Here is a 24,519-nt window from a genome sequence, read left to right on the forward strand (position 1 = left end):
TATAGATTTGTTTATAGAATTGATTATACCTGCTTAACAAAATTGTTATGAAAACCCCCCCCGAAAAAATATCCGCACTTATTATTGCCTATAATGAGATAGGCTATATTGAAAAATGCATTGAGTCCATTTCCTTTGCCGATGAGATTGTAGTCGTAGATTCTTATAGTACTGATGGTACCTACGAGTTCTTACAGAATCATCCAAAAGTAAAGGTCATTCAACATCCCTTCTCTAATTTTACACTTCAAAAATCTTTTGCGTTAAAGCAAGCTTCCTATGATTGGGTATTGTTTTTGGATGCGGACGAGGTTGTTTCCGAAGAACTGAAATTGGAGATAATTGATACGGTAGACGGCGATAAAAGTCATGCCGCATATTGGTTCTATAGAAAATTCATGTTCCAGGACAGTCCTTTGCATTTCAGTGGATGGCAGACGGATAAAAACTACAGGTTATTTCGAAAAAGCAAAGCTCGATTTTCCGATAAAAAAATAGTTCATGAGACCTTGGTAGTGGATGGCACGTCAGGTATCCTTAAGCAAAAATTGACACATTATTGCTACAAGAGCTATGAGGATTACAAAGCTAAAATGTTGAAATATGGACGCTTAAAGGCTAAGGAAGATTTTTACAGGGAGCGGAGATTCAATTTTTTATCATTGATTTTTAAGCCGTTATGGAAATTTTTTAACCACTATTTTCTTCGTTTGGGAATATTGGATGGCAAAAATGGGATTACCATTTGCTACTTGAATGCCTTAAGCGATTTGGAAAGATATCGCGAGCTTAAAAAATTGGAGAAAAAGAACGAACTGGCATACTACCTGGTAATGCCGTAATAGGTCCACACACTTTTTTTCTGTCTTACTTCCTTACGGATTACCTGATTTTTGGCAATAGCCTCCGGTGTTCTATATCCACGCTCATGATCTAGATGAACACAGACCGCGCTATAGCGTAATTGCTTTGATCGTACGCCAAAATTAAAAAGACGTTCGCCAAATTCACGATCTTCACCTCCATACTGCATGCGTTCGTCAAACCCATTTACGTTAAGAATGTCTTTCTTCCATCCTGAGGAATTATGGCCGTTCCAACTGGCATTGGTCGGTGTAAATGTGTTGAACAAGGTAGATATGAACCCTCTTGCGGTTAATTTGTTGTTCTTGAAAGTCTTGGGGATACCTTTTTCCTTTAGCCATTGGATATTAAAACAATTCTGCATTTCAATATCCTTCAAAGTAATGGCTTTTGAGATGTTCATCGGCAACATATAATATCCCCCGGAAATAAAATACCCGGGTTCCTTGTTGATATAGTGGACCTGTACAAAATCCTCACGGGGAATACAATCCCCATCCGTCATGATGATATATTCGGCACTAGTGGCCTGGATGGCCTTGTTCAGAATCCTACATTTTTGAAACCCATCATCCTCCTGCCATACGTGATGTATCGGGTAGCTTACCTTTTCGTCCATTTGGGCTATGAGTTCCTTGGTTTCCGATCCGGAACCATCATCGGCGATAATGACCTCAAAATCCTTGTAGGTCTGGCATTGAAACCCCCATAACACCTTTTGGAGCCATTCCGGTTTGTTATAGGTACTTATGATTACACTGACCGTGCTCAAGCTATTTTCCTTAAATTTGTCCAACTTTACAAATGTAGTTTTTTGAGTTCCATCTCCAATATAAATCCAAAAAATTCTGTTTTCCGCACCTACGTGGGATCCACCATTTACCACATTTACCTTTCGATATTACATATCATCCGAGATTCGGGATATCGCAAGAACAATTACGGAAATAATCTTTTGTTCTTGGTAGAGAGTACACCAATGATAGAGACCCTGATACCAAATCTGAAAAAACGGTTTTTCCGGGATGTACATATTATTTCGGAGCGCAAGGATCACGTAGCGGATTTGGGCAAATTTGATTACTCCTTTCGCAGAAAGAAAAGACTACCTCCTTATTTGGAAGGGAAACATCCCGTTTTAAAAAAGGAAAAAGAATTTATTGAAGCATCGGATCTTTACCTATGTGATACGGATTCTTCCAAAAGCTACTTTTTATATCTATTTGGAAAAAAGGATATTAAAATGATCGAGGACGGTGCACGAACCTATAGTCAAAGACATAGTTTTTTTGAGCAGTTGATAAAGCAGTATCTAACAAAGACTCCGGTTGGTGGAGGTTTCGATAAGGAAGTGAAGACTATCTTTGCCCAATTTCCCAATAAGTTGCCTCAACCTTTACAAAAAAAGGCCGTGGAACTTAATATCAAAAAAGAAACGGTGAAACTGGATGAAACCACGAAAAATGAAATCTTTGAAGTTTTTCTTCCCAAGGATACGTTTAAAATAGAGGGGCAAAACAACGCTTTGATACTTAGTCAGCCTATTTCCGAGGACAAGGTCATTAAAAATGAGTCGGAAAAAATAAAAATCTATTCGGATGTCATCTCCAAAGTACCCAAAAATATGAACGTTGTCCTAAAAGTGCATCCCAGGGAAACAACGAAATACGAAGAACATTTCACTGATATTGTTATACTTCCGGCACTGTTTCCTATTGAAATTTTGGGCCTAAGGGAAGGATTTTATTTTGAACAAGGATATACGCTTTTCTCCACGGCACTCTCCAATTTGGAAATTGTAAAGGAACGGTTTTTTCTGGGTAAGGATTATTTGGATAAATTTACCGTTAAGGCTACCCGAAATTTAATAGAAAACATGGTGGTTGACCAATAACTTAAAATATGTCGAAATCTATAGGATTCATTCCCCTCAGAAAAAACTCCAAAGGTATTCCAGGTAAGAATAAGAAAAAATTGCTGGGTAGACCCTTGTTTACCTGGGTGTTGACCGAGGCCATTTTTTCCAATTTGGATGAGGTCTTCATTTTTACGGATGATACCGAGATTATTGATTATGTGAATACCCATTTCGATTGGTCCACCAAGGTAAAGTGCCTGGAGCGTTCCCCGGAAAATGCCTCGGACACTGCTTCTACCGAAGCGGCCATGTTGGAGTTTTGTGAAAAAGCAGAAGCGGATTTTGATGTTTTCTGTTTGCTGCAAGCCACATCGCCCTTGACCCAAAGAACCGACATTAACCGGGGATTGGAAAAATTGCAAAAAGAAGGACTGGATGCCGTTTTAAGTGTGGTAAATACGCATAGGTTTACCTGGTCAAAGGATGGAAAACCACAGAACTATGACTTTAACAATCGTCCACGCCGGCAGGACTTTGAAGGTCTGCTCATAGAGAACGGAGCTGTGTATTGCACTACCAAAAATGCCTTGTTGGCTTCCAAAAATCGGTTAAGTGGGAAAATCGGCATTATTGAAATGTCGGAGGATACACTGGTAGAAATCGATTCGGAAACCGATTGGCAGGTTGTGGAGCAACTGTTGATTTCCCACTTTAAGCAAAACAAATCCGCGCAGCGCATAAATTATTTGATTTTGGACGTGGATGGGGTATTTACGGATGGCCGGGTAACCTTCACTAACGAAGGGGAATTCTCCAAAGTTTTCGATATGCGGGACGGAATGGGCCTCGAAATATTGAGACAGCATGGTGTAAAGGTCATGGTAATGACATCCGAGAATTCCGAAGTTGTGGCACAGCGCATGAAAAAGTTAAAAATAGAGGATGTCTTTCTCGGGATAAAGGACAAATATTCCTGTTTGGAGGATATCTGCACCGAACGGAACATTTCTCCTAAGGAAATTGCCTATATCGGCGATGACGTAAACGACCTTAGCAATATGCTAAGGGCGGGTTGGTCCCTTTGCCCTTCCAATGCTACCAGACCCATTCAATTCCATGCGGACATAGTTTTGAAGAACAGATCGGCCGAAGGTGCTATTCGGGAAGCTTCCGAATTTATCATCAATTATAATCTAAGATTTAATGACTTATAAAGAGCCCTATATCATAGCTGAAATTGGCTGTAACCACAAAGGCGATATGAAAATTGCCAAGGAACTCATAAACATGGCCAAGATTTTTGGCAATGCCAATGCGGTAAAGTTTCAAAAAAGGAACAATCGAGAGCTTCTTACCCAGGAACAATACAATGCACCGCATCCAAACCCAATAAATTCGTATGGTGAGACCTATGGCGCTCACCGGGAATTTTTGGAATTTGATGTTGACCAACATCGAGAGCTTAAGAACTACTGTGAAGAAGTAGGCATTACGTACTCCACCTCGGTCTGGGAAACCACCTCTGCCAAGGAAATGGCAAGTTTGGAACCGGATTTTATCAAGATTCCATCGGCCTGTAACAACAATTTTGGAATGTTGGGCTGGCTATGTGATCATTACCTTGGAGAAATCCACATCTCCACGGGAATGACCACAAAGGATGAAATTGAAGACCTTGTTCTTTTTTTTGATGAACATGGTAGGGCCAAGGATTTGGTGGTTTATAATTGCACCTCAGGTTATCCGGTCCCGTTTGAGGATATCTGTTTATTGGATATTTTGAAACTTCGGGACAAGTATGGAAAAACCGTAAAAAGTATAGGATTTTCCGGCCATCATTTGGGTATCGCCGTGGACGTGGCGGCCTTTACTTTGGGTGCCCATATCATTGAACGGCATTTTACCCTGGACCGGACATGGAAAGGTACCGATCATGCCGCATCCTTGGAACCCATGGGATTACGGAAATTGTGCCGTGATCTAAGGGCTACCCATAAGGCATTGACCTATAAAGAAAAGGATATCCTGGATATTGAGAAGGTACAGCGGGACAAACTAAAATATCAAAAATCATAGGTTTTTTCGGTTGGGCAATGAAGTCTTTATTGCTGATTTAAACCAAAATTTCATTGCACCTTGCCTACTGTACGAACAATTTCTTTTGATTCCTTTTTATTCCATGCAAAGCTTGGGGAAATACTACTAAAATGCAATCACAAAACCATATAAAGGCACTCATAGACCCTGTATTTGGGATAATCGCCCGTAGCGCGCAGGATCTCAACATAAACACCTATGTCATTGGTGGCTTTGTACGGGATTATTTAATGGGAAACGAAATTCCCAAGGATATTGATATAGTAGCAGTGGGCAGTGGAATAGAACTTGCAAAAAGGGTAGCTTCCCACCTACCCGGCAACCCTAAAGTTTCCGTTTTTAAGAATTTTGGTACCGCTATGATAAACCATGAGGGCCAGGAATTGGAGTTTGTAGGGGCGCGAAAGGAAAGCTATCATAGGGACAGTCGGAAACCGGTAGTGGAGGACGGTACCCTGGAAGAGGACCAAAAACGTAGGGATTTTACCATTAATGCCTTGGCACTGTCCTTGAACAAAAAAAACTATGGGGTTTTACTAGATCCATTCGATGGCTTGGGCGACCTTAAAAGAAAACTGATTCGCACCCCGTTGGAGCCGGGCATTACCTATTCGGATGATCCCTTACGTATGATGCGGGCCATCCGGTTTGCCACACAATTGGGATTCACGATTCATGGCGACTCCCTCAGGGCCATTACCGAGAATAAACAACGTATAAAGATTATCTCCAAGGAACGCATTGTGGACGAGCTCCATAAAATTTTGGGAAGCACAAAGCCTTCGGTAGGTTTTGCCTTATTGCATACAACAGGTCTTCTCAAGTATATCCTTCCGGAACTCAAAGCTCTGGAAGGTATAGAGGAAGTTGAGGGGCAACGCCATAAGGATAATTTCTGGCATACCTTGGAAGTGGTGGACAACATAGCGAAGACCACGGAAAATCTTTGGTTGCGATGGGCCGCCCTTTTACACGACATCGGAAAAGCACCCACAAAAAAATTCCACAAAAGAATCGGCTGGACCTTCCATGGCCATGAATTTGTGGGCTCCAAAATGGTCTACACCCTTTTTAAGCGGCTCCATATGCCCTTGAACGAAAAAATGAAATTCGTACAAAAAATGGTGCGGATGAGTTCCAGGCCCATTATACTTTCTGAGGATTTTGTAACAGATTCCGCGGTTCGCCGGCTCGTTTTCGACGCAGGTGATCATGTGGAAGACTTGATGACCCTATGTGAAGCGGATATAACGACCAAAAATCCAAGAAAGCAACGGAAATACAAAAGCAATTTTAAACTGGTACGTCAAAAAATAGTGGAAGTAGAGGAACGTGACCATATTCGCAATTTTCAACCTCCCATTAGCGGAGAGGAAATCATGAGGACCTTTGGTCTAAAACCTTCCAGGGAAATCGGTATCCTAAAAGAAGCCATCAAGGAGGCCATTTTGGAGGGTGTTATTCCCAATGAATATAGCGCCGCGCAAAACTATATGCTTCAAAAGGGAAATGAGATGGGCTTAAAAGCCAAAATCTAAGGTAGAAAATCCGTAAAACGTGGTTCTGATTCTTCATACTGATGTAATTTTGCAACGTACAGAACGGGATATCTCTTTCCATGCATAAAAGTTTTAGAAAAATTGCCAAGGTCTCCTTGGTTTTAGTATACCTTGTAATCATAGCAGGAGCTGTAGTACGAATGACGGGCAGTGGTATGGGTTGCCCTGACTGGCCCAAATGTTTTGGATATTACATACCACCTACCCAAGAATCCGAACTGCAGTGGAAAGCGGAAAAGGAATACAAAAAAGGGCAGGTAATTATTCGCAACGAAGCCCTTTTAGTGGCGGAAATGGATTTTGTGACCTCCTCCGTTTTCAAGGACAAAAACTGGACGGTTTACACCAAACATGATTATGCCGTTTTTAATCCATGGCATACTTGGATAGAGTTTGTCAATAGGCTTTTTGGGGCTTTAGCGGGTTTGGCCACATTGATTCTCGCCATCTTCTCTTTAAAATACTGGAAAAAAAAGAAGTGGGTTACTGTTTTTTCCTGGCTCGTAGTATTTGGCATGGGATTTCAGGCATGGTTGGGTGCCACTGTGGTATACTCCGTATTGGAACCTGTGAAAATTACGCTTCACATGGTCATGGCATTGATTATTGTGGCCTTGATATTGTATGTGATCTATTTATCAAAGCAAGAAATACCACCATCCATACATGACCGTACCACATTTACCTTTTTGATTTCCGCTCTTTTGATTACTATTGTACAGGTTGTATTGGGCACCCAGGTACGACAGTTTGTGGATGGGCAAATCGATTTGGTCGGTCAAAACCCACACTTATGGTTGCAGGATCCTTCCCTTCAGTTCTACATACACCGATCGTTTTCCATAGTAGTTGTATTGATCAATTTGTATTTGGCATATCGTATCTATAAACTAAACTTGAACCTTTTCAGAATCAATTGGGTCCTATTAATCCTGTTGGCCGAGGTTATTACCGGAATGGCCATGTACTATTGGGATTTCCCATTTGCCAGCCAACCTCTGCATCTGGTGCTGGCATCCTTGCTTTTTGGAGTCCAGTTTTATTTGGTCCTGGAAACCTATACTTTTAAAAGAAGTCCGAAATCTTTGTAACTTTGCCTTCACCCAAAAGTGAGAGCAGATGATTTATAAAATCAGGATAATCCTGGATGCCGAAGAAGATATTTTCAGGGATTTGGAAATCAGTGCCGAAAATACCTTGGAGGATTTTCACAATGCAATTACCCAGTCCTTCGGTTTTTTGGGTAGTGAAATGGCCTCTTTTTACACTTGCGACGACAATTGGAACCAAGATGAGGAAATCGCCCTTTTTGATATGACCGAAAACGGCTCGGATGTTCGCCTCATGAACGAAACTTTTCTGGAGGACATCCTCACTGAAAAAACTCCAAAGCTTATCTATGTCTATGATTTCCTCAATATGTGGACCTTTTTTGTAGAATTGGCCGATATTGTCAAAAAAGAGGATGGGCGATCGTACCCCAACCTATTATTCAGTTTTGGAGAGCTTCCCGAAAACCCTCCTGAAAAAAACTTCAGGTCCGATCCTAAATTTGATTTTGAGGACACTTTTGAAAATTATGAGGATCTGGATTTTGATGAGAATTGGAATTGATGCTTTGAATCGAATACTTTTTCTGCGTCGACTTTTCAGACATTTTAACCCTTGAACATTAACCAAAACCATCATCCGAACAATGCTAAATTTGTATCCCGCCCAAATTGAAAGTATATCGCTGCACAGAGTCGGCAATAAAAATAAGAACGAGGGCATCTTTTTATCCGAGGAACCTTTTATTTTAAACGATGAGACCACTGGTCTTTTAAAGGAGTATTTTTTTAAGCCGTTTCGGGAAAAGGAGGAAAATTACTTCAGGTTGTCCCATGAGGTCGATATTGAATTCAATGAGCTTTTTAAAATTGTTACCGAAGTTTTTAATGATCGGGACAGTATCCATTTGAATTCCAGGAAAATCGCCACCCATCTTTTTGAGCAGTCCAATCATCCCCATATCAAGAGTGGAGAGGTCTATGTGGCCTATCTAACGGGTATTTTGCTGGACAATGTCAAAATGGACGCCATTGGTATTTTCAAAAGTGAACTGAAACACGATTTTTTACAGTTCAAGGAAAAGGGCGGTAATCTTGATATTATTATTCAGCAGGGAATCAATGTTAACAAATTGGACAAAGGTTGCCTCGTCTTCAATGTAAACAAAGAAGAAGGGTACAAAGTCCTGTCCGTTGATAGTAATCGGTATGATACCAAATATTGGCTGGAAAACTTTTTGGGCGTTGATGTATTGACCGATGAAAACTTTTATACCAAAAACTATTTGAAATTTTGCCAGAATTTCGCAAAGGATGTTGTCTTGCCGGCCGAGGATAAACAACAGGAGGTCCTTTTTATGAACAAGGCCGTTAACCACTTTGCAAAAAACGATGCCTTTGAGGAATCCAACTTTCTAAACGAAGTCATGGAAAACCCTGAACTCATTCCAGAATTTAAACACTATAAGGTAGAAAAAGGCCCAAAATATAGCATTGAGGATGTTTCCAATTTTGATATTGCCAACAAAGCGGTTTCCGATGTACGAAAAAAGATAAAGAACGTCATTAATCTAGATACCCATATCCAAATAAAACTGGATTTCATCAATCCGGAATCTGCCGAAAAATTTGTGGAAAAAGGATGGGACGAAGAACGACAAATGTACTACTATCTGGTATATTTCAATAAAGAACAGAAGAGTTAATCGCTATGTGGTCATAGTATTCGGTAGGGGCAGTTATCTTGCCTTAGTTCCATCACCACCCGTACATGAATTTTGATATTCTCTTCAACTGAATGTAAGGTTAACCTACAACGATCAACCTCTGACCACTGATTATTGGTTATTGATTATTGATTATTGATTATTGATTATTGAACATCGAACTTTTTCTCGATAATCTGTCTCATACTCACATTTTCATAATTGCGCTTTACAAAATTCAAGGCTAGATCCAATATCTCTCCCATGGTGTTACATTGCCTAAAATCCTTATCAAGCACAAGCTCATAGATTTGTTCCTTTAAGAGATCTACATTTTCCTTTACGCTTATAACATCTGTTTTGCAGGCATTTCTAAGTTTTTTTAAGCGATCTCCAGAGCTAAGGATACGCTTGGCCACAATGGACCGCTCCTCGATTTTATACTGATCCACGGAATCCTGCAATAACTTTTTTTGAACCATTTCCACCATTGTAAAGTTTTCCTTGAAGAACTGGGGGCGGTATACTTTCAATTTGCCTTCAAACGATTGTTGGTCAAAATCTATGGCCCTAATCTTGTACACCACATGGTCAAAATCATGCACCGGCATTATAACGTAGTTGTACGATCGCATATCTCCCAACAACCGTATCATACAGCGCTCATTGAACTTCACAAATTCCTTGGCCAATTGGGATTTCTCCGATTCGGTACAATTGGGTAACATGTCCTTGATAAATACATCGCCGGGAATTCCCGCTATATGTTCCTCTATTAAGGTATCCTCATGGACCAAAAAGTTAAGATGATAGGGAGAAAGCATATGTTCCAGTTCCAGTCCATAGATCCGGGAAGCATCTGTCTTCTTTACATAGAAATAAGTGAAGTTGTCATTTAGGATATTCCGCACTTTGATGCGAAAGGGCTTTGAATTCCCAAAAGTGCAGTAATCCACCGCATCAACATTGAGGTATTGGAAAATTCGATCACTACCGTCCGAATGCAATATGGAATACACCATTTTTAGGCTCAGGTCTATCTCTTCCCTATCGGAATCCGAGTAGTACACCCGTACCCATAAGGTATCCTCGCCGTCGGCATCATAAACTGCTACCGAGCCTGCAAAACGCAGCAAATCCTCATAAAATATGGGAATTTCTATTTTTCGATTGTATTCCCCCAAATACGTATCCAGCTTTTCGCTAACGGGGTAGGCCGGTTTCTTTCTGGACATTAGCTTTTCATCCTCCATATTATATTTTTTATGTTTTAGAGGCCCCTGATCGTAACAAAGTTAAGCTTTCCTCGTCAAGTTAACATAAACCATCCCAAAAGGCCTTTAAATTTGGAAAAGATACTTACCGTAAACAAGCTTACCAAGAAATTCGGCTATCTGACCGCCGTAAAAGACCTATCATTTTCCATTGAAAAAGGCAATGTATATGGTATTCTGGGGCCCAATGGAAGTGGCAAATCCACAACCCTGGGCATAGTCCTGAACGTAGTAAACCGTACAAGTGGGGACTTCTCTTGGTTTGACGGAAATACCTCCACCCATGAGGCACTTAAAAAAGTAGGGGCCATTATCGAACGGCCCAATTTTTATCCCTATATGACCGCCGTACAAAACCTTAAGCTTGTCTGCAAAATCAAGGAAGTATCCGACGCAAAAATCGAGGATAAATTGGAGCTTGTAGGCTTGTTGGAACGAAAAAACAGTAAGTTCCGAACCTATTCCCTTGGGATGAAACAACGTTTGGCGATCGCCTCCGCCCTTCTTAACGATCCCGAAATCCTAATCTTGGACGAACCCACAAATGGTCTGGATCCCCAAGGCATCCATCAAATCAGGGAGATTATCAAAAAAATTGCATCCGAGGGCACTACCATTTTGCTGGCATCGCATTTGCTGGACGAAGTGGAAAAAGTGTGCAGTCATGTGGTTATCCTTAGAAAGGGCGAAAAACTCTATTCCGGTCGTGTTGACGGAATGTTAGCGAGCCATGGTTTCTTTGAGCTCAAATCCGGTGATTTGGATAAATTGAAATCCATTTTGGAGGATAATGGCAGTTTTGGACAGATCAAAGTGGATAACGGCCTACTCACGGCGTTTCTTAAAGAAGAAATGAACGCAGAAGTATTGAACAGATTTCTGTTTGAAAAAGGAATTGTGCTCTCCCACTTGGTGAAACGAAAAGAGAGTCTTGAAGAGCAATTCCTTACCCTTACCAAATCCCAAGCCAACTAGAACAGTTATGATTCGATTACTTCAAATAGAATTTATAAAGCTTTGGAACAATAGGGCCAGTAGAGTTTTGATCCTTTCATACTTTATCCTACTTACATCAATTGCCCTTGTGGCCGCCATTAAATTTGATATTGGGCCCATAAAGTTCCATTTGGCGGAAATTGGAATTTTTAATTTCCCCTATATATGGCACTTCAACACCTTTGTAACGGCTTTTTTCAAACTATTTCTGGCCATTGTCATTGTTTCCATGATGGCCAATGAATACAGCAACAAGACCATAAAACAAAATTTGATCGATGGACTGTCCAAAAAGGAATTTATACTTTCAAAGTTTTTAACGGTACTCTCTTTCGCTTTGATTTCCACCGTATTTGTATTTATCGTGTCGTTGATATTGGGGCTTATTTATTCCGATTATGATGAATTGCCCATCATATTTTCCGATCTTGAGTTTGTACTTGCCTTTTTCGTGAAATTGGTCGGGTTCTTCTCTTTCTGCCTATTTCTGGGAATCTTGGTCAAACGTTCCGCATTTGCCCTTGGGTTTTTAATCCTTTGGCAAATTTTGGAAGGTATTACAAGGGGTCTTATACGATGGAAGCTATTCGATGCGGATACTACGGAAATGGTCATGGGTTTTTTCCCTTTACAAGCCATGTTTAATCTTATCAAGGAGCCTGTTACCAGATTGGAAGCCGTGCAAACAGTGGCGGATCAGGTAGGAGAGACAATCAATTTGGATTATCAGGTACATGCATACGAAATTCTTATCGTGCTCTGCTGGACGGCGATTTTCATCTATTTATCCTATGCATTATTAAAAAAGCGTGATTTGTAGTATCTTGTAGTGTTTCGGGAAACGCTATGAATAAGACTATTACACTCCTTCCGTGGTTAGGGATAATATTTCCTGTCTTCATTTTTGGGCAAGGCGAAACTTCCTCTTGGTATTTTGGGAATGGTGCAGGCATCTTGTTCAATGATGATGGAACCGTTTCTCCATTGACCACTGGTATGCTTGAAACTTTTGAGGGGTGCGCCACCATTTCGGATAGTTTTGGAAATTTGCTCTTCTATATGGACCGTATTACGGTATACGACCGGACACATTCCATTATGGAAGATAGGAAGGAATTTAAGGGCCATTTTGCCCTAAAAAGATAAATGGAAAAACTACTGTGAAGACGGGAACTAATGGAGGTCGGATGGTTAAAGTGCTCAAAAAAGCCCTCTATACTGTTTGTTTTCTATATGCCGGTAGCGGCATTTACGGACAGTTGGTATGCCCAACTTTGACGGCGCCTATGGATGGGGATGTTAATGTGCCCGTGGATATCAGTATCTCTTGGAATCCAGTAAATGGAATTACCAGTTACTTGATCAGTATCGGCACAACACCTGGTGGAGACGATATTCTAAATCGCGCCGGAGTGGGCATAGATACGACCTATCAGCCTCCCTTTGGACTTCCGGAAAACACTGTGATTTATGTGACCATTACCCTTTTCCTGTTTGATGCGGCGGATGTTATCTGCAATGTCGGGGCCTTCAGTACTGAAAATGTGGTTACCACACCAGCCTGCACTACCTTGGAATTTCCCATGGATGGAGCAACGGATGTTGATATCGGCACACAACTAACCTGGAACTACGCCCCCCGTTCCACGGGATATAGGCTTATCCTGGGCACAACTCCTGGCGGAAATGACATTCTTGATGAAACCATTATGACTTTCGTGAATTTTGACCCTCCCAGTAATCTACCTTTTGATACGGAAATCTTTGTGAGAATAATACCGTTCAATGAAAACGGTGCGGCTCCGGATCCATGCCCGGACTATAGCTTTACAACAGGCTCCGTATCGGAAATACCCAATTGCACCATGCTTACCAATCCTGTTGATGGCACTATCAACGTTCCTCTCGCCTCCACTTTGGAATGGGAGGAAGTACCGGGTGCAGAAGGTTATCGCGTTTCAATAGGAACCTCTCCCACATCCAATGATATTTTGGATAAGGGTGTTTTCAGCGGTAATACGGCTGAACTTTTGGACTTCTTGCCCAGAAGAACATTTTTTGTTACCATAGTTCCGTTCAATGACGGAGGTGACGCCGTGGGGTGCGTTCAAGAGTCATTTTCCACGATTTTGGGCTGCGATCCGTTTATCGATTCCGCAAGTGGGGAACTCATCTCCTTTAGTCCACAAATAGATTTCCCGGATGTCGTTTCCCTCTGTCTGAATGATGGTCCTGCAAGAGTTATGTCGAATGACCAGGCCGATGGCTATCGCTGGTTTAGGCTGAACACGGACGATACGGAAACACTGATTTCGCAAACATCCGAAGTACGCTTTTCCGAAGAAGGCAGCTACCGTTATGAAATTTTTAATACGGTTTCCCAACCGGGAACCGTTTTTGAATGTTCAAGTTCAAAAGAATTTAGGGTAATTTCCTCCGAGATTCCCGATATATCCGATATTGATGTCATGGAACTGGCAAATGGATTGCGTATTGTAGTCCAAGCTAGGGGCATTGGCGACTATGAATTTGCATTGGCCTCCAATGGCCCCTTTCAGGATAGTAATATTTTTGAGAACCTTCCCCTAGGTGTCTATACTATTTTTGTACGTGACAAGAATGGATGTGGTCTCGCCGAACGCAGCTCTAGCAATGGCCTTAGCCCTGATGATTTTCCAAAATTCTTTACGCCCAACGGGGATGGCATTAATGATTTTTGGCAGTATGACCCTGTAATCGATCTGGAAGAAGTCAATTTGCAAACTATATATATTTTTAATCGCTTGGGAGCCTTACTGACCCGAATAGACCCTAAATCCCAGGGATGGGATGGGAACCTTGATGGGGTACCACTTCCATCATCGGACTATTGGTTTAAGGCCAAATCAAGTAACAACCAAGAAATAAAAGGGCATTTTTCGCTGAAACGATAAACTTTTATGTAGATGCAAAGAATAAGAATAACATATCTTCTTTTCCTGTTTCTCGGAGGGTTTTCTTTTGGGCAGGATTGCCCTAGAATAAGCACACCTCAAAATGGGGACACCGATGTACCCGTGGATACCGAGATTCGCTGGACGCCGGTTAGTGGAATCATAGGGTACGTGGTTTCATTGGGAACGACACCCGGTGGAGAAGATATCCTGAATCGACGATCTTCCGGGCAAAACAATTTTTACGTGCCCGAAGTAGGACTTCCGGCAAATACCACCATTCATGTAACAATACGGTTATTCATATTTGGGCAGCCCGTAAAAGTTTGTCCGGGTGAGATTTTCACTACGGAGGCGGTGACCACCCCACCTCCCTGTACCTCATTGAGCAAACCATTGGATGGGGAGACGGGCGTCTCTTCAAATGCTCCGATACGATGGAATTATGCTTATGGAGCAACTGGCTATAGATTATCTATGGGAACTGCGCCCGGCGCACAGGATATTCTTTCAGATTTTGATGTGGGAAATACACTTTCCTACAAGCCTTCCCAAAGCTTTCCCATTGATACCAACATCTATGTAAGCATAGTTCCTTACAATGAAAATGGCGATTTGGGCCCTTGTAGGGAGGAAAGCTTTTTAGTAGATGAGAGTGTCGATTTTTGTGAACCTTTTTTTGATAGTTCTCAAGGTGGTCTTGTTACACGAAAGCCCGATATAGACTTTCCCGATAGTGTATCCATATGCCGAGAAAATTCATCCACACGGATACCAACGGAAGACAGTGCCGATGGTTTTCGATGGTTTAAAATGAATCAAGACGGTACGGAAACCTTAATTTCCGATCATCCATGGGTAGATTTATCCGAAATAGGTCGATACCGCTATGAGGCCTATAACACTATTTCCGTAGCCGGCAGTACCATAGAATGTTCGGCCACCAAGGAATTCTCGGTTTTCCTATCGGAAGCTCCTATAATCAATGGTATCGATGTTATGGGCCCATTCAATAACCGGGAAATCAGAATAAATGTAGTTGGCTCGGGGGATTACGAGTTTGCGCTAAACGACCCGAATGGCCCCTATCAAAATAGCAATGTCATCTTAAATATTTCGGAACAAAGACAAATTGTTTATGTCCGGGATAAAAATGGTTGTGGTATAACAGAGGGCATTGTAGCCCGTGAACTCTCCGTGGACGACTTTCCAAAATTCTTTACCCCGAACGGGGATGGCATCAACGATTTTTGGCAGTATATAGTGCCCGAAGAGGATGGCGAAATCAAGGTAGACCGCATTTGGATCTTTGATCGTTATGGTTTTTTACTCGCCCAGATAGATCCTTCTTCGCAGGGTTGGGACGGAAATTACCGGGGCAAGGCACTTCCTTCATCCGATTATTGGTTTAAGGCGGTATCTTCCAGCAATCAAAGTATCAGGGGGCATTTTACCTTAAAGCGGTAAACCGGCCTTAAGACTTTCCAAAAAGTATTCCCTAATTTCAGCCCTTTTTGTAATTTTAAGCAATGGGATTCGCTTCTTAAAAATTCAAAGACAGTTCAAATTATCTCCAAGTCCAAATCCGATTTTCTAAAGGCAGTGTAATGCTAGATTGCATGTGTCCTAAGAATATATAAACAAGAATACATGAAATTTAAAGTCGTATCCGAGTTCAAGCCTACCGGGGATCAGCCGGAGGCCATTCATCAATTATCGGAAGGTATTATTGCAAAGGAACCCTATCAGACTCTTTTAGGGGTAACCGGATCCGGCAAGACCTTTACCGTGGCCAATGTAATCGAAAAAACACAGCGGCCTACCTTGGTATTGGCCCACAATAAGACTTTGGCCGCACAGCTCTACTCCGAGTTCAAACAGTTTTTTCCGAACAACGCCATAGAGTATTTTGTATCCTACTACGACTACTATCAACCGGAAGCCTATATTCCCACATCCGGATTGTATATTGAAAAAGACCTTTCCATCAATGAGGATATCGAAAAACTGCGGCTCAGCGCAACATCCTCACTGCTCTCTGGCAGAAGGGATGTCTTGGTCGTGGCTTCCGTTTCCTGCCTTTATGGTATCGGAAATCCGGTTGAATTCCAAAAGAACGTAATTTCCATAAAAAAGGATCAGGTAATAGCCCGGACGAAATTTATGCACCAACTGGTTCAAAGTCTGTACTCCCGAACTACCGCAGATTTTAGAAATGGCAACTTTAGGGTGAAGGGCGACGTGGTAGATGTTTTCCCAAGCTATGCGGATCATGCTTTTCGGATTCATTTTTTTGGGGATGAGATAGAGGAAATAGAGGCATTTGATCCTTTTAACAATACGGTTTTGGAAGTTTATGAAAATTTGAACATTTATCCGGCCAACATGTTCGTTACCTCTCAGGACGTACTCCAAAATGCCATACATCAGATTCAGGACGACTTGGTTAGGCAGGTAGGCTATTTCAAGGAAATAGGTAAGCCTCTGGAAGCCAAAAGGCTGGAGGAGCGTACCAATTTTGATTTGGAAATGATACGGGAATTGGGCTATTGCTCTGGTATAGAAAATTATTCAAGATATCTGGACGGAAGGGAACCTGGAACCCGTCCCTTTTGCCTGTTGGATTATTTTCCGGACGATTATCTAATGGTGGTGGATGAAAGTCACGTAACCATTCCGCAGGTACACGCCATGTACGGCGGAGACCGCTCACGCAAGGAAAACTTGGTGGAGTATGGTTTTCGGCTTCCAGCGGCTATGGATAACCGCCCCCTTAAATTTGAGGAATTCGAAGCCTTGCAGAATCAGGTGATTTATGTGAGCGCCACTCCAGCGGATTACGAACTACAACTGAGCCAAGGGGTATACGTGGAACAGGTGATACGACCTACCGGGCTTTTAGACCCCATCATAGACGTTAGGCCCAGTTTGAATCAAATCGATGACCTGGTCGAAGAAATCCAGTCGCGGGTGGAAAAGGACGAAAGAACCTTGGTTACCACACTTACCAAGCGTATGGCCGAGGAGTTGACCAAATATTTAAGTCGAATCGATGTTAGATGCCGCTATATCCATAGTGATGTGGATACCTTGGAACGGGTGGAAATTATGCAAGACCTTAGAAAGGGTATTTTTGATGTTCTAATAGGTGTTAACCTATTACGGGAAGGATTGGATTTGCCGGAAGTATCCCTGGTGGCCATTTTGGATGCGGACAAGGAAGGCTTTCTACGGAGTAATCGATCACTGACCCAGACCGTGGGTAGGGCGGCAAGACATTTAAATGGCAAGGCGATCATGTATGCCGATACCATTACCGAGAGTATGCAAAAGACCATTGATGAGACCAACTACCGCCGCGAAAAGCAATCGGTCTACAATGCCGAGAACAATATAATCCCTAAGGCATTGAACAAAAGTTTGGATAGTGCCTTGGCCAAGAACTCGGTTTCCACCTATCATTTTGAAAAGGAAACCATGCGGGCCGCAGAACCGGACATGGAATATTTGACCAAAGATCAAATCGAAAAATTGATACGGGAAAAAAGGAAGGCCATGGAAAAAGCGGCCAAGGAATTGGACTTTATGCTGGCGGCAAAACTTCGGGATGAAATTAAAATGTTACAAGAACAGGATTGAAAAATTGATTTAAAATCCTTAATTTGGATTTGGTTACAGCTAAATTTTGAACATTTAAATATTTACATCAGTTAATACCCTTCAAATAATTGATAACAAATAATTTACTTGTTATTTTTAGACTGCTCTAAATTTTCAATTTGTCTTCCCCTATCAGATTTGGCCAACCTCCCCATTCAAAAATCGGCATAAAAAAAGAGTGTCCCGAAAATACGGGACACCCTTCAACTAACCAACTAAACCAACCATTATGAAACTCCCCTACCTTGAAGCGGGAAATCACATAATTTCTTTATCATCCTTTATGATAATTCTATCATTCTTTTAGGCTTGGGAAGAGCCTCCTCTTTCTTTGGTAAAGTGAACTTCAACACACCATCGGTATAGGTCGCTTTGATTTTGTCCTCATCGATAGTTTCAGGCAAGGTAAAGGCTCGTTTAAATGAATAGAACCCAAATTCCTTTCTTGTGTAGTTTTCCTCCGATTTGGTCTTTTCAGATTTCGTTTCTGCGGAAATGGTCAATACATTGTCATCGACCTCGATATTGAAATCTTCCTTCGTTCTACCGGGAACGGCCAATTCCAATTCATAATCCGTTTCGTTTTCCTTGATATTTACCGCTGGTACTTTGGTGTTATAGTTTTCCATGCCTCCAAACCAATCCGGCTTAAAAAAATCGTTCAGCAAGGAAGGGAACAATACATCATTTCTTCTTATTAGACTCATGATTTTATTTTTATAAGGGTTAAACACAAATTTCAGACTGTACAAGGCAAAGTGCATACCAACTCAATATTGATGACTTTTTGGCATTATTCCAGTTAAAACAACTGTCATAATGTCTTTTTTAGAAAGTGATATGGGTATTATAGCACGGAGAAAACTTGTATAGCTATCCCTCAATCTGTCAAAAGCGTGAAGGCTCCCTAATTGTAATGGGCCTTGAAGATGTTGATGAGCACGTCTGGAGGTACTATTTTATCAGGATATTTGTGCATTATGGACAATACCTGTTCTATGGCAGATGGAGGTAGGCCCAGGCCCAGTCCAATATTATGCAGCCTACTGATTTCGATGTTGTTTTGCTCTTGATCCACATTCATCAGCAGGACCAATCGGTGAAACTGTAGGATTCGCTCGGCTTGGGAGTTTGGAATTATGCGTTCTACCTTTGTTTCAAAAAGGGTATCGAAGGTTTTGCGGTCCACTCCCAACTGGGATGCAACCCCCAACAGAAAATTATATTCGGATTCCTTAACAACTTCATCCGCTTTGGCAAAAGCGATCATTTCGGAAAGAATACTCAATTTTTCTTCATAGCTACCCATAAAACAAGGATTTGACGTGTTTCCACATTTTAATAACAAAAAAAAGAACGGTTTCGTATAAAAGATAGGGAAAGACCTCTTAATTCATAATCGAATTCCTAATTTGCAATTCCCTTAGGATTATAAAGGATTATGAGCAATAACGACATTTTTAAAAAATTGAGGGTAGCCCTCATGCTGCGGGACGACGATATCGTTGGAATTTTGGAATTGGTGGATTTTAAGATATCCAAAAGCGAACTTGGTGCTTTTTTCAGAAAGGAAGACCACCCAAAATATGTGGAGTGCGGAGATCAAATCTTACGGAATTTTTTGAATGGGCTGGTAATTTACTTGAGGGGAACGAAGGAAAAACCCAAAAATCCCGGTGAGGTATTATTATCCAAGGGAGAAGCATCCGTACAAAAAAGCCCTTCGTTTAAGAAGAAGCGGTTTAATCCCAAGAATTTGGACATAACACCTGTTAAATACAAGAATAAAGGAAAACCCCGGACTTGATCGGAATCAAGTCCGGGGTTTTTATTGGCCCCTTCTTAACTTACAATCTTAACGGGAATAGTATACCTTCTACCTTCAGGAATCTCTTTGGAATCCACTTTGTGATAGTTTAGTCTGGTCTTGACAAAATACTCCAATACTTCATCTTCCGTCTCAACGGATAGGACCACGAATTCATTATCCTTGTTTACCGTAAACAAGATAGTAGCCGTCAAGTCTTTTTCGGAAGGAGATAAGGTATACCCCCTCAAAAGTTTCTTGACCTGGGTTTTAATGGATTGCGTGGGATCGGTCTCCTTTGGACCATTGGCAAAAATACTTCCTGTGGACAGTAACATTGCGGCTACGAATACTAAACTAATTTTTCTCATGACACTTGGTTTTTTGATTAATAAATTGATGAATTACTAAAAAGACTCACAAAACACATGAAGTGTTACACCGAAATCAATGATTAACAAAATTTTAATCAATCTTTAATATTTCTATTTATGAATAAGTGATGATCCCAATAGGAAAGAAGCAAATTGAAAATCCCCAATAAATACAAAAAGCCGCTATAAAAGCGGCTCTAAATGTTTTTCTATTGGCTAGATGGGTATCACCTCAGTACCTCTTCCACTTTATCCGCGGCTTCTTGAAACTGGACTGCGGAGTGAACGGCCAGGCCGGAATTATCGATAATTTCCTTGGCAAGCTCTGCATTGGTACCTTGCAAACGTACTATGATGGGCACATTAATGGCATCTCCCATATTTTTGTAGGCATCGACTACCCCTTGCGCAACACGATCACAGCGAACAATTCCTCCAAAAATGTTGATCAGTATGGCTTTTACGGCCGGATCCTTTAGAATAATGCGAAATGCCTCCTCTACTCTTTTGGCATCTGCCGTACCCCCAACGTCCAGAAAGTTGGCCGGTTCCCCACCTGCCATTTTGATAAGGTCCATTGTAGCCATTGCCAGACCGGCACCGTTGACCATGCAGCCTACATTACCATCCAGATCCACATAGTTTAGCCCAACGGCCCTGGCCTCTACCTCAATAGGGTTCTCTTCCCGAAGATCGCGCATTTCCGCATATTGCTTTCTTCTATAAAGCGCATTGTCATCTATGGATACTTTGGCGTCCACAGCCATAATCTTGTCATCCGAAGTTTTTAGTACAGGATTGATTTCAAACAAGTTGGAATCACTCTGATCATAGGCCTTGTATAATGATGTGACAAACCTGGTCATCTCCTTAAAAGCTGCTCCCGAAAGCCCGAGGTTAAAAGCTACCTTTCTGGCCTGGAAAGGCAAAAGTCCCGTAGCTGGGTCAATTTCCTCGGTAAATATCAAATGCGGGGTCTTTTCCGCCACCTCTTCGATATCCATACCCCCTTCGGTGGAATACATGATCATATTTCTACCCGTACCCCTATTGAGCAGAACGGACATATAAAATTCATTGGTTTCACTATCCCCGGGATAATACACGTCCTCGGCAACGAGCACTTTGTGCACTTTCTTTCCTTCTGCTGAAGTTTGGGGGGTTATGAGATTCATCCCGATTATCTGGCCTGCTACTTCTTCCACTTCTTTCAGGTTTTTGGCCAATTTTACACCTCCGCCTTTTCCCCTTCCGCCAGCATGTACCTGTGCCTTGATCACGTGCCAACTGGTGCCGGTTTCGGAAGTGAGCTGTTTGGCAGCTTCGACCGCTTCCTTGGCATTATGGGCCACAAGACCTCTTTGTATCCGTACACCAAAGCTGGCCAATATCTCTTTTCCCTGATACTCGTGAAGATTCATATATGAAACGTCTTTAGGTTCGCCAGCAAAAATAGGAAACGAAGGTTAATTACCCTAATCAAAACCAAGCTATATCCATTAACTCCGTTACGCTGTCTTTTATATTTTGAAATCCTTAAAATCCAAGGGGTCAAAGTTTCTGAAATCCCCGTTCATCTCTATATTATGTTTGGTACGGTCCACCTCCTTTAAAACGCTCGTAGTAGCCAGCAAATGTGCATTGATAAATGACAATCGTTCACTTTCCCTCGGCATTTGTAACAGTTCATATTCCTGCTCAAAGGACAGTCCCATTTTGTGTGCCAGCATATAACTGTTGAATTTCTCCACCGGTATGGTCGTATATGGGACACCCATAAGACCATATAACTCTTCAATACCGTTCAATACCTTCCTTTTCATTGTTTGGTCGGCATCGTTTACATTGTCCAAGAATTGAACAATTCCCCCCGCATAAGGTTTGTCATCGATTTCATTGTCAAAAGTAATTATCTTAAAAACCTGCCTGGCCACGCAAACCACATCCATTTCACCTCCCTCATAGGTCGTTACCACCTCCACCAATTGTACTTCCGTACCATAGGCAAGTCCATCATAAATGTATACGGGAATGCCAAAGGTAATCGCCTCCTTCCTACAATCCTTGATCAACTGCTTATAGCGTTCCTCAAAAATATGGAGCGGTACGGTCTCTCCAGGGAAAAAAACGGACTGTAAAGGAAACAAGGGTAATTTCATTCTAATGTTATGTAAAGATTGTGGTTCGGACTCTTTGAACGACTTTCCAAATATTAAGCTTTATGTAAATCCGAAAAATAGCATTAGCTCAGTACGCTTCACTATTCTCCCTAAAAGTACAATTCAAATAACGCAATGACAAAGAATCAAAACATCAATTATTGTTTTAATTATAACAAATTGTTGTATTTTTTAATAATGAGCGGTTTTTTTTGCTCATGCCGTCCTAACACTTTAGTTTTGTGCCAAATTACGAAGTATTATGGAGTACAGTGACCTACTTAAAATTGCGAAGACCTATGGCGATCCAGTTTATGTTTATGATTCTGAAAAAATAATTTCCCAATTCCAAAGACTGACCGATGCTTTTGGGAGTGTTAAAAAGTTGAAGTTGAACTATGCTGCCAAGGCGTTGTCCAACATTACCGTCCTGAAATTGATGAACAGTTTGGGCAGTGGTCTGGATACGGTTTCCATCCAAGAAGTAAAATTGGGGTTATTGGCAGGGTTTAAACCGGAATCCATCATTTTTACGCCCAATGGCGTTTCCTTGGAGGAAATAGAGGAAGCGGCAGCACTTGGGGTTCGGATAAACATAGACAATCTGTCCATTTTAGAGCAGTTTGGAAGTAAGCATCCCGATATTCCAGTGTGCATTCGTATCAATCCTCATGTAATGGCCGGTGGGAATTCAAAAATCTCTGTTGGCCATATCGATTCAAAGTTCGGTATCAGTATCCATCAAATTCCTCATTTGTTGCGCATAGTTGAGCTTACCCATATGAATATTAACGGTATCCATATGCATACGGGAAGTGACATTCTGGATATCGATGTATTTCTTTATGCCTCGGAAATTCTATTTGAAACTGCAAAGAATTTTAAGAATTTGGATTTCATAGATTTTGGCAGTGGGTTTAAAGTACCCTATAAGGAAGGTGATATAGAGACCAATATTGAGGAACTTGGCAAAAAGTTGAGTTCTAGATTCAACACCTTTTGCAAACAATATGGCAAGGAATTGACATTGGCCTTTGAACCGGGTAAGTTTTTGGTTAGTGAGGCAGGCTTCTTCCTGGCCAAGGTGAACGTTGTAAAACAGACCACTTCTACGGTATTCGCCAGTATAGATTCGGGATTCAATCACCTTATTAGGCCCATGTTCTACGGATCTAATCACGAAATCATCAATATATCCAATCCTAAAGGAAAGGAACGTTACTACTCTATAGTAGGCTACATTTGTGAAACGGACACTTTTGGAAGCAACCGAAGGATCAACGAGATTTCGGAAGGTGATATCCTCTGCTTCCGCAACGCCGGGGCGTATTGCTTCACCATGGCCAGCAACTATAATTCCAGATTTAGGCCTCCTGAGGTACTTTGGCATCGTGGAAAAGCCGTTTTAATCAGGGAACGCGAAACCTTTGAAGACCTTATTAAGAACCAGGTAGATGTAAAGGACCTATTCCCAACCAACAGGGAAAAGGTAGTTGCGAAATAAAAGTGCTCATTTTTCGTTAGCTTTGGTATAGTAATTGGACTAATACTCCATAAAAATACGCTATGAACAAGAGCAGGACAGCCATCATCAAATCTATTTTCCTTTTTTTAATTGGATTGGTCGCAGTGAATGGTTATGCACAAAAAGTGGAATGGCTTACTTGGGAAGAGGCCACTACTTTGGCCATGAACGAAGAAAATCCCAAAAAGGTATTCGTTGACATTTATACGGATTGGTGTGGCTGGTGCAAAAAAATGGACAAGGATACTTTCCAAAACCCTGAAGTTGCCGCGTATATGTCCGAGAATTTCTATATGGTAAAATTGGATGGTGAAGGCAAAGATCCCATAGAGTATAAAGGCAAGACCTATAACTTTGTACCTTCCGGAAGAAAAGGCTATCATGAATTCGCGGCCGCGCTTATGCAAGGTCGCTTGAGTTACCCCACTACAATTTTCCTTGACGAGGAAATGAATATGCTTTCTCCCGTACCGGGTTATCAAAAACCAAAACCTTTTTTAAACATTGCCAAGTACTTCGGCGATGACATTTACAAAGAAAAGGACTGGCAGGCCTATAGTGGCAAGGGAAAATAAGACTTCAGGGCAACACCAATTTTCTTTTTTGACATAATCATTCCTCATGTACTCGGGGTTATATCCTTTATTGAGACCATAAC

Annotated in this window: 24 protein-coding genes; 17 read left to right on the forward strand and 7 right to left on the reverse strand. The window is 41.5% G+C overall.

Annotation, left to right across the window (positions count from 1 at the left end; genetic code table 11):
* Positions 1-47: 47 nt before the first annotated feature.
* Complete coding sequence (locus ACO06Y_RS21955) at positions 48-842, forward strand: glycosyltransferase family 2 protein (RefSeq protein WP_422081203.1); 795 nt, start codon at positions 48-50, stop codon at positions 840-842.
* Here ACO06Y_RS21955 and ACO06Y_RS21960 read toward each other — a convergent pair.
* Positions 824-1,660: a glycosyltransferase family 2 protein gene (locus ACO06Y_RS21960; RefSeq protein WP_422081204.1), complete on the reverse strand. Its 837-nt coding sequence runs from the start codon at positions 1,658-1,660 to the stop codon at positions 824-826. The two genes, ACO06Y_RS21955 and ACO06Y_RS21960, sit on opposite strands and share 19 nt — an antisense overlap.
* An 18-nt stretch (positions 1,661-1,678) precedes the next feature.
* Here ACO06Y_RS21960 and ACO06Y_RS21965 point away from each other — a divergent pair, with 18 nt between their 5' ends.
* The 7 genes from ACO06Y_RS21965 to ACO06Y_RS21995 all read left to right on the forward strand — a co-directional run bounded on the left by ACO06Y_RS21965 (position 1,679) and on the right by ACO06Y_RS21995 (position 9,133).
* Complete coding sequence (locus tag ACO06Y_RS21965; protein WP_422081205.1) at positions 1,679-2,758, forward strand: glycosyltransferase family 52; 1,080 nt, start codon at positions 1,679-1,681, stop codon at positions 2,756-2,758.
* 8 nt (positions 2,759-2,766) lie between these two features.
* A complete protein-coding gene (locus ACO06Y_RS21970; protein WP_422081206.1) occupies positions 2,767-3,936 on the forward strand; it encodes an HAD-IIIA family hydrolase in 1,170 nt (389 codons plus the stop codon).
* Positions 3,926-4,798: an N-acetylneuraminate synthase family protein gene (locus ACO06Y_RS21975; protein WP_422081207.1), complete on the forward strand. Its 873-nt coding sequence runs from the start codon at positions 3,926-3,928 to the stop codon at positions 4,796-4,798. The genes ACO06Y_RS21970 and ACO06Y_RS21975 overlap by 11 nt, the downstream gene beginning before the upstream one ends.
* Before the next feature lie 131 nt (positions 4,799-4,929).
* The gene (locus ACO06Y_RS21980) at positions 4,930-6,357 is read left to right on the forward strand and encodes a CCA tRNA nucleotidyltransferase (protein WP_422081208.1); all 1,428 of its coding nucleotides are present in this window, start codon (positions 4,930-4,932) and stop codon (positions 6,355-6,357) included.
* 80 nt (positions 6,358-6,437) lie between these two features.
* Complete coding sequence (locus tag ACO06Y_RS21985) at positions 6,438-7,469, forward strand: COX15/CtaA family protein (RefSeq protein ID WP_422081209.1); 1,032 nt, start codon at positions 6,438-6,440, stop codon at positions 7,467-7,469.
* A 28-nt stretch (positions 7,470-7,497) separates the two neighbouring features.
* The gene (locus ACO06Y_RS21990) at positions 7,498-7,992 is read left to right on the forward strand and encodes an IS1096 element passenger TnpR family protein (protein ID WP_422081210.1); all 495 of its coding nucleotides are present in this window, start codon (positions 7,498-7,500) and stop codon (positions 7,990-7,992) included.
* Between the two features lie 82 nt (positions 7,993-8,074).
* On the forward strand, positions 8,075-9,133 hold the full coding sequence (locus ACO06Y_RS21995) for a nucleoid-associated protein (protein WP_422081211.1): 1,059 nt from the start codon (positions 8,075-8,077) through the stop codon (positions 9,131-9,133).
* A 167-nt stretch (positions 9,134-9,300) separates the two neighbouring features.
* On the opposite strand, the gene ACO06Y_RS22000 is transcribed toward ACO06Y_RS21995, so the two are convergent.
* Positions 9,301-10,386, reverse strand: coding sequence for a hypothetical protein (locus ACO06Y_RS22000; protein ID WP_422081212.1), 1,086 nt, complete (start codon positions 10,384-10,386; stop codon positions 9,301-9,303).
* A 93-nt stretch (positions 10,387-10,479) separates the two neighbouring features.
* Here ACO06Y_RS22000 and ACO06Y_RS22005 point away from each other — a divergent pair, with 93 nt between their 5' ends.
* The 6 genes from ACO06Y_RS22005 to uvrB all read left to right on the forward strand — a co-directional run bounded on the left by ACO06Y_RS22005 (position 10,480) and on the right by uvrB (position 17,975).
* The gene (locus ACO06Y_RS22005; RefSeq protein WP_422081213.1) at positions 10,480-11,382 is read left to right on the forward strand and encodes an ABC transporter ATP-binding protein; all 903 of its coding nucleotides are present in this window, start codon (positions 10,480-10,482) and stop codon (positions 11,380-11,382) included.
* 7 nt (positions 11,383-11,389) lie between these two features.
* Positions 11,390-12,223 carry an ABC transporter permease gene (locus tag ACO06Y_RS22010; protein WP_422081214.1) on the forward strand — a complete coding sequence of 278 codons (834 nt, stop codon included), beginning with the start codon at positions 11,390-11,392 and terminating at the stop codon, positions 12,221-12,223.
* Positions 12,224-12,249: 26 nt separating this feature from the next.
* Positions 12,250-12,549 (forward strand): hypothetical protein, encoded by a 300-nt coding sequence (locus tag ACO06Y_RS22015; RefSeq protein WP_422081215.1) that lies wholly within the window; start codon positions 12,250-12,252, stop codon positions 12,547-12,549.
* A 14-nt stretch (positions 12,550-12,563) separates the two neighbouring features.
* Positions 12,564-14,336 (forward strand): T9SS type B sorting domain-containing protein, encoded by a 1,773-nt coding sequence (locus ACO06Y_RS22020; RefSeq protein WP_422081216.1) that lies wholly within the window; start codon positions 12,564-12,566, stop codon positions 14,334-14,336.
* A 12-nt stretch (positions 14,337-14,348) separates the two neighbouring features.
* Complete coding sequence (locus ACO06Y_RS22025; protein ID WP_422081217.1) at positions 14,349-15,803, forward strand: T9SS type B sorting domain-containing protein; 1,455 nt, start codon at positions 14,349-14,351, stop codon at positions 15,801-15,803.
* Between the two features lie 183 nt (positions 15,804-15,986).
* The gene (uvrB, locus tag ACO06Y_RS22030) at positions 15,987-17,975 is read left to right on the forward strand and encodes an excinuclease ABC subunit UvrB (protein ID WP_422081218.1); all 1,989 of its coding nucleotides are present in this window, start codon (positions 15,987-15,989) and stop codon (positions 17,973-17,975) included.
* 302 nt (positions 17,976-18,277) lie between these two features.
* On the opposite strand, the gene ACO06Y_RS22035 is transcribed toward uvrB, so the two are convergent.
* Both ACO06Y_RS22035 and ACO06Y_RS22040 read right to left on the reverse strand, forming a co-directional pair.
* The gene (locus ACO06Y_RS22035) at positions 18,278-18,703 is read right to left on the reverse strand and encodes an Hsp20/alpha crystallin family protein (RefSeq protein ID WP_422081219.1); all 426 of its coding nucleotides are present in this window, start codon (positions 18,701-18,703) and stop codon (positions 18,278-18,280) included.
* A gap of 200 nt (positions 18,704-18,903) precedes the next feature.
* Positions 18,904-19,305 carry a TerB family tellurite resistance protein gene (locus ACO06Y_RS22040; RefSeq protein WP_422081220.1) on the reverse strand — a complete coding sequence of 134 codons (402 nt, stop codon included), beginning with the start codon at positions 19,303-19,305 and terminating at the stop codon, positions 18,904-18,906.
* Positions 19,306-19,437: 132 nt separating this feature from the next.
* Here ACO06Y_RS22040 and ACO06Y_RS22045 point away from each other — a divergent pair, with 132 nt between their 5' ends.
* A complete protein-coding gene (locus ACO06Y_RS22045) occupies positions 19,438-19,803 on the forward strand; it encodes a DUF1456 family protein (protein WP_422081221.1) in 366 nt (121 codons plus the stop codon).
* A 35-nt stretch (positions 19,804-19,838) separates the two neighbouring features.
* Here ACO06Y_RS22045 and ACO06Y_RS22050 read toward each other — a convergent pair whose 3' ends face one another.
* From ACO06Y_RS22050 to ACO06Y_RS22060, 3 genes are all read right to left on the reverse strand, one after another.
* Complete coding sequence (locus ACO06Y_RS22050) at positions 19,839-20,174, reverse strand: hypothetical protein (RefSeq protein ID WP_422081222.1); 336 nt, start codon at positions 20,172-20,174, stop codon at positions 19,839-19,841.
* A gap of 230 nt (positions 20,175-20,404) precedes the next feature.
* The gene (gene sucC, locus ACO06Y_RS22055; protein WP_422081223.1) at positions 20,405-21,598 is read right to left on the reverse strand and encodes an ADP-forming succinate--CoA ligase subunit beta; all 1,194 of its coding nucleotides are present in this window, start codon (positions 21,596-21,598) and stop codon (positions 20,405-20,407) included.
* A 99-nt stretch (positions 21,599-21,697) separates the two neighbouring features.
* Positions 21,698-22,336 carry an LON peptidase substrate-binding domain-containing protein gene (locus ACO06Y_RS22060; protein ID WP_422081224.1) on the reverse strand — a complete coding sequence of 213 codons (639 nt, stop codon included), beginning with the start codon at positions 22,334-22,336 and terminating at the stop codon, positions 21,698-21,700.
* Between the two features lie 262 nt (positions 22,337-22,598).
* Here ACO06Y_RS22060 and lysA point away from each other — a divergent pair, with 262 nt between their 5' ends.
* Both lysA and ACO06Y_RS22070 read left to right on the forward strand, forming a co-directional pair.
* Positions 22,599-23,840, forward strand: coding sequence for a diaminopimelate decarboxylase (gene lysA, locus ACO06Y_RS22065; RefSeq protein ID WP_422081225.1), 1,242 nt, complete (start codon positions 22,599-22,601; stop codon positions 23,838-23,840).
* A 62-nt stretch (positions 23,841-23,902) separates the two neighbouring features.
* Positions 23,903-24,436: a thioredoxin family protein gene (locus ACO06Y_RS22070; RefSeq protein WP_422081226.1), complete on the forward strand. Its 534-nt coding sequence runs from the start codon at positions 23,903-23,905 to the stop codon at positions 24,434-24,436.
* Positions 24,437-24,519: the final 83 nt, after the last annotated feature.

The organism is Ulvibacterium sp. (genome assembly GCF_965228935.1).
Lineage (GTDB): Bacteria > Bacteroidota > Bacteroidia > Flavobacteriales > Flavobacteriaceae > Ulvibacterium.